Below are 428 nucleotides of genomic sequence, written 5' to 3' on the forward strand. Positions count from 1 at the left end.
GGTCTACCTGACCGCCCAGGAGAAGTACGTCGCCATCGCCGAAGATATCCGTGGCTGTGTCGAGCGTGGCCAACCTGTACTGGTCGGTACCGTCTCCATCGAGAACTCCGAACTGCTGTCCGGCATCCTGACCAAGGAAAACATCCCGCACAAGGTGCTGAACGCCAAGTTCCACGCCATGGAAGCGGAAATCGTCGCCCAGGCCGGTCAGACCGGCGCAGTCACCATTGCCACCAACATGGCCGGTCGCGGTACCGACATCGTGCTCGGCGGCAACTGGCAGGCCGAGATCGCCGCGCTGGAAAACCCGACCGACGAGCAGATTAAAACCATCAAGGCGGCCTGGCAGATCCGTCACGATGAGGTGCTGGCCGCTGGCGGTCTGCACATCATAGGTACCGAGCGTCACGAATCCCGCCGTATCGACA

General features: G+C 61.7%; 1 protein-coding gene. It reads left to right on the forward strand.

The genetic code is table 11. From position 1 onward, the window contains the following. Positions 1-428 (forward strand): preprotein translocase subunit SecA (locus JWG43_RS18640; RefSeq protein ID WP_443112635.1); only part of this gene is annotated, 428 nt, incomplete at both ends.

Source organism: Desulfobulbus alkaliphilus, from assembly GCF_016918545.1.
GTDB lineage: Bacteria > Desulfobacterota > Desulfobulbia > Desulfobulbales > Desulfobulbaceae > Desulfobulbus > Desulfobulbus alkaliphilus.